Annotated in this window: 5 protein-coding genes and 1 pseudogene; 3 read left to right on the top strand and 3 right to left on the bottom strand. The window is 67.7% G+C overall.

What is annotated here, in order from left to right:
* Window positions 1-95: 95 nt before the first annotated feature.
* Genes ABZE94_RS20200 through ABZE94_RS20190 form a run of 3 tightly spaced genes read left to right on the top strand, consistent with a single transcriptional unit; the run spans window position 96 to window position 3,909 of the window.
* Window positions 96-1,061 (top strand): hypothetical protein, encoded by a 966-nt coding sequence (locus ABZE94_RS20200; protein ID WP_372877829.1) that lies wholly within the window; start codon window positions 96-98, stop codon window positions 1,059-1,061.
* Entirely contained in the window at window positions 1,058-3,199 is a 2,142-nt protein-coding gene (locus ABZE94_RS20195) for an FAD-dependent oxidoreductase (protein WP_372877828.1), read from the top strand. The genes ABZE94_RS20200 and ABZE94_RS20195 overlap by 4 nt, the downstream gene beginning before the upstream one ends.
* Window positions 3,199-3,909 carry a DUF3047 domain-containing protein gene (locus tag ABZE94_RS20190; RefSeq protein ID WP_372877826.1) on the top strand — a complete coding sequence of 237 codons (711 nt, stop codon included), beginning with the start codon at window positions 3,199-3,201 and terminating at the stop codon, window positions 3,907-3,909. Before ABZE94_RS20195 ends, ABZE94_RS20190 begins: the two co-directional genes overlap by 1 nt.
* A gap of 24 nt (window positions 3,910-3,933) precedes the next feature.
* On the opposite strand, the gene ABZE94_RS20185 is transcribed toward ABZE94_RS20190, so the two are convergent.
* From ABZE94_RS20185 to ABZE94_RS20175, 3 genes and pseudogenes are all read right to left on the bottom strand, one after another.
* Complete coding sequence (locus ABZE94_RS20185; RefSeq protein WP_372877824.1) at window positions 3,934-4,098, bottom strand: rubredoxin; 165 nt, start codon at window positions 4,096-4,098, stop codon at window positions 3,934-3,936.
* Window positions 4,095-4,814: an NAD(P)H-dependent oxidoreductase gene (locus ABZE94_RS20180; RefSeq protein WP_372877822.1), complete on the bottom strand. Its 720-nt coding sequence runs from the start codon at window positions 4,812-4,814 to the stop codon at window positions 4,095-4,097. Before ABZE94_RS20180 ends, ABZE94_RS20185 begins: the two co-directional genes overlap by 4 nt.
* Window positions 4,815-4,855: 41 nt before the next feature.
* Window positions 4,856-5,075, bottom strand: a pseudogene (locus ABZE94_RS20175) (fatty acid desaturase); the annotation flags it as partial.

Here is a 5,075-nt window from a genome sequence, read left to right as displayed (position 1 = left end):
GGCAAGTACGCCCTGCTGCTCGGCACTAACCTGTACGGCCTGGGCCTCTGCGTGCTCGGTTATCTGATTCCTGGCTGGCTGCGGGGCAGAGCCTGATGCGCGCCGGACGCGATTGTCCGCTGGATTACCGCCTGCGCGCCGATGCCTTCGCCGGTGAACCGCTGTTCGACTGCCAGGTCCTGTATGTGGTCGGCGGTCTCTACGGCAATCGCCAGGCCCTGGCCGCGCTGGAACAACGCCTGGCCGCAGAACCGCAGGCGCGCGTGGTGTTCAATGGCGATGCCCACTGGCTCGACCGCGATCCCGCCATTTTTCAAGAAATCGAGCAGGTCCTGAGTGCGCACCTGGCGCTGCGCGGCAATGTCGAGACCGAATTGGGGCGTGCCCATGCCAGCGGCGCTGGCTGTGGCTGCGCCTACCCGAACACGGTGGACGACGCGCGGGTGGCGCGTTCCAATGCCATCCAGGCCGAGCTGAACAGGACCGTGCAGCGCCTGCCGGGCATGGCCGCGCGCCTGGCTGCGCGGCCAGCCACTGCGCTGGTCGGCGTCGGTGGCCAGCGGGTGGCGATCAGCCACGGCGACGAGCACTCCCTGGCCGGCTGGAATTGCGCCCGTGAAGCGTTGGCCGAGCCCGGGCGTCAGCAGCAACTAGACCGCTGGCTGGCAGCCAACCGAGTCAGCGTGCTGGCCACCAGTCACACCTGCACGGCAGTGGCGTTGAACTTGCACCACGCTGCGTTGATCAATAACGGCGCGGCCGGCTTGCCGAACTTCGCCGGCGGCCGTTATGGGCTGCTCAGCCGTATCGCCACCACGGCCCATCCGGCAGCGCTGTATCGCTGCCAGCGCGAGGGTCTGTTTATCGAGGCACTGCCGTTGAACTACGCTCACGATGCTTTTCTCGCCGACTTCGACCGCCAGTGGCCTGCGGGCAGTCCGGCGGCGCAGTCTTATCGTTCACGCATTCTCGGGACCTGCGCGGATCAACCGCGGCAGGCTGTTTTGGCCGGCTTCAGCCTGTGCCAAAGCCTCTGCGCACTGGAGGCGCTGGATCTATGAATAGTCGCAAACTGGTCCTGATGGGCCTGATCCTGGCGCTGCTCGGCAGCTTCTTTGTCTTCGACCTCGGTCAGTACCTCAGCCTGGACACGCTCAAGGCCCAGCAGGCGGCGCTGAACGCCCAGGTCGCGAGCAATCCCTGGCAGGCGGCCGGGCTGTTCGCCCTTGCCTATGTCGCCGTCACGGCCTTGTCGTTGCCCGGTGCGGCCTTGATGACCTTGCTGGCCGGGGCGCTGTTCGGTTTGCTCGAAGGCCTGGTGCTGGTGTCCTTCGCCTCGACTATGGGCGCGACCCTGGCCATGCTCAGCAGCCGCTTTCTGCTGCGCGACTGGGTGCGTGGGCGCTTCGGTCAACGCCTGGCCGGGATCGATGCCGGGGTCGAGCGCGAAGGGGCGTACTACCTGTTCGCGCTGCGCCTGGTGCCGGTGTTCCCGTTCTTTCTGATCAACCTGGCCATGGGCCTGACCCGCCTGCCCGCGCGCACCTACTGGTGGGTCAGCCAGCTGGGCATGCTGCCAGGCACGCTGGTCTACGTGAACGCCGGCCGCGAGCTGGGCCAGCTGGAGTCGCTGGGCGGGATTCTCTCGCCGGGACTGCTCGGTGCCTTCATCCTGCTCGGCCTGTTCCCCCTGCTTGCGCGCAAGCTGCTCGGCCTGGTGCAGGCGCGGCGGGTGTATGCCGGCTGGCTCAAGCCCGATTCCTTCGACCGCAATCTGCTGGTGATCGGCGCCGGTGCCGGTGGGCTGGTCAGTGCCTACATCGCCGCAGCGGTGAAGGCCAAGGTCAGCCTGATCGAAAAGCACCAGATGGGCGGCGACTGCCTGAATACCGGCTGCGTGCCGTCCAAGGCGTTGCTGCGTTCGGCCAGGCTGGCCCATGAGCTGCGGCAGGGCGAGGCGCTGGGCTTCACCGGCGTGCGCGCCACCGTGGATTTTCCCGCGGTGATGCAGCGTATCCAGCGGGTGATCGGCGACATCGCCCCGCACGACTCGGTCGAGCGCTACAGCGGTTTAGGCGTCGAGGTGATCCAGGGCGAAGCCCGACTGACCTCGCCCTGGACGGTCGAGGTGGGTGGCCAGACCCTGAGTAGCCGCAGCATCATCATCGCCGCCGGCGCGCGCCCGCTGGTGCCGAAGATCCCCGGTATCGAGCTGGTGCAAGGCTACACCTCGGACACCATCTGGAACCTGCGCGAGCAGCCACGCTGGCTGCTGGTGCTGGGCGGTGGGCCGATCGGCTGCGAGCTGGCCCAGGCCTTTCAGCGTCTCGGCAGCCAGGTGATCCAGGTCGAATTGGCCGAACGCCTGCTGCCGCGCGAGGATGCCGATGCCAGCGAACTGGTCCTCGCCAGCCTGCAGGCCGACGGCGTCGATGTGCGCCTGCAGCACCGCGCCGAGCGCTTCGAGCTGGTCGATGGCGAGCAGCGCATGATTGCCCGCCGCCTCGACACCGGTGAGGAAGTGACCATCGCCTTCGACTGCCTGTTGCTGGCCCTCGGCCGGGTGGCCAATGTCAGCGGCTACGGGGTCGAGGAGCTGGGCCTGGTGGTGCGTCCCAACGGCACCCTGGAAACCGACGAGTACCTGGCCACGCGCCTGCCCAACATCTACGCGGTGGGCGATGTCACCGGCCCCTACCAGTTCACCCACGTCGCGGCGCACCAGGCCTGGTACGCCGCGGTCAACGCGCTGTTCAGCGGCTTCAGGCGCTTCAAGGCGGACTACCGGGTGATTCCCTACTGCACCTTCACCGACCCGGAAGTGGCGCGGGTCGGCCTCTCCGAAGGCGAGGCCAGGGCGCAGAACATCGCCTATGAAGTGACCCACTACGGCATCGACGACCTCGATCGGGCCATTGCCGACGAGGCCGCCCATGGCTACGTCAAGGTGCTCACCGAGCCGGGCAAGGACAGGATTCTCGGTGTCTGCATCGCCGGCGAGCATGCCGGCGAGCTGCTCGCCGAATACGTACTGGCGATGAAGCACAACCTCGGCCTGAACAAGATTCTCGGCACCATCCACAGTTACCCGACCATGGCCGAGGCCAACAAGTACGCGGCCGGCGAATGGAAGCGCGCCCATGCGCCGCAAGGGCTATTACGTTGGGTCGAGCGCTTCCACACCTGGCGCAGGAGCTGATGCGCGCGCTCATGCTCGGCCTGGCGCTGCTGGCATCCCTGGCCCAGGCGCAGAATGCGCTGACGCCCTGGACCGCCGGGCCACCGCAAGGCGAGTGGTCGGCACCCTGGCGCCTGGCGGATATCCCCAAGCTCAAGCCTTCGGCGCGCACTCTGGTCGAGCAGCAAGGCCGTAGCGTCTTGCGCATCCAGGCCGATGCGGCAGCCGGTGGCTTGCTGCATCCGCTCGATCTGCCCGGCGACCGGCCCTGGCGACTGAGCTGGCAATGGCGCACCGAGCAACGCCTGGACCGGGCACGCTTCGCCACCCGCGCGGGCGACGACTATGCCGCCAGGGTCTATGTACTGTTGGATTACCCGCTGGCCAGCCTGCCATTCCTGACCCGGCAGAAGCTGCGCCTGGCGCGCGCCTTCTTCGACCCCGACCTGCCGGCGGCGACCCTGAGCTACGTCTGGGACAACCGCGCGGCGCCCGGCAGCCATGCCCGCAGCGCCTACACCGAGACGGTGGAGATGCGCGTACTGCGGGGCCCGGAAGCGCCGCTGGGGCAATGGCTGACGGAGCGCCGCGACCTGCGCGCCGACGCCATTGCCGCCTTCGGCAGCGCACCGCGGCGCATCCTCGGGGTGGTCTTCGCCGCCGACAGCGACAACACTGGCGAATCGGTTACCAGCTACTTTGCCGAGCCGCAGTTGGTCGAGGGGCGCTAGCAGCAGGCAGTGTTCAGCGGCCTGCTAGCGCTCTTGCATCTCGAAGTCGGCCTTGCCCACCCCGCAGTCTGGACACAGCCAGTCGTCCGGCACCTCGCTCCAGGGGGTGCCGGCGGCGATGCCCTCGTCCGGCCAGCCGGCGCTTTCGTCATAGATCAGGCCGCAGACGATGCAGATCCAGGTCTTCATGCCGGTACCTCATGGTGCAGGGGCTGCAGGTGACGGTCGAAGTCGGCCATCGCCGGCATCTCCAGCAGCGGCAGGTGATCAAGGTTCGCCAGATAGTCACGGTAGTCGTCGAGTAGCTGCTGGCGCGCCGCCGCGTCGATATAGGGCACGTGGTAGGCGGCGAACGGCGGCAGCACGCCGAGGCCGACATAGGCCAGGGTGCCGCGCAGCAGCGGGCGTAGCAGCAACTCCAGCTCGCCGTGAATAGCCTGCTCGCCAGCGAACATATGCGCCTGGCCGCCGAGGGTGAAACTCAGCAGCGCGCGCTTGCCGATCAGGCCGCCGCGGTCGTAGAAACGCCGGCCGCCATAACAGGCGCCGGAGACCAGCACCCGGTCGACCCAGCCCTTGAGCATGGCCGGCAGCGAGCACCAGTACAGCGGAAAATTGAGGATCAGCAGGTCGGCCCAGAGCAGCTTGTCCAGTTCGCCGGCGATATCCGCGGCCAGCGCCTGGTGCTGGTGGGCGTGGCGCTGCTCCAGGGCGTACACCAGGTAGTCGGGGTCGCTGCGTTCGCTGAAGTCGGCGGCCGTGGCCACGGGATTCCACTGCATTGCGTAGAGGTCGGAGCACTGCACGGCATGGCCGGCGGCGCCGAGGCTGGTGACGGCCAGGTCCTTCATGGCGCTGCAGAACGACTGGGGTTCGGGGTGGGCGTGGACGATCAGGACGTTCATCAGCGAGTTCGCATAAGAGTCGGGGAAGGGCGCGGCCGCTTTCAGGCGGTCTGCGACTGCGCCGCAGGCTGCTCCTGGGGCACGCGGGTCCAGCGGTTGGCGCGGGCAAAGGTGCCAAAATCGTTGAAGCGCACGCCTGCTTCGCGCATCACCCGGTGGGCGAAGGGCACGCTGAGCTGGCGGATGTAGAAGGGCTCCTTGACCACGAAGTGGTGGATCGCGTGGCTGCTGCCGAAGTTGAAGCAGAAGGCCTGCAGCGGC

The organism is Pseudomonas sp. (genome assembly GCF_041601375.1).
Taxonomy (GTDB): Bacteria; Pseudomonadota; Gammaproteobacteria; order Pseudomonadales; family Pseudomonadaceae; genus Aquipseudomonas.
The sequence above is the reverse complement of the archived record's forward strand: the minus strand, read 5'-3'. Positions and strand labels throughout refer to the sequence as shown.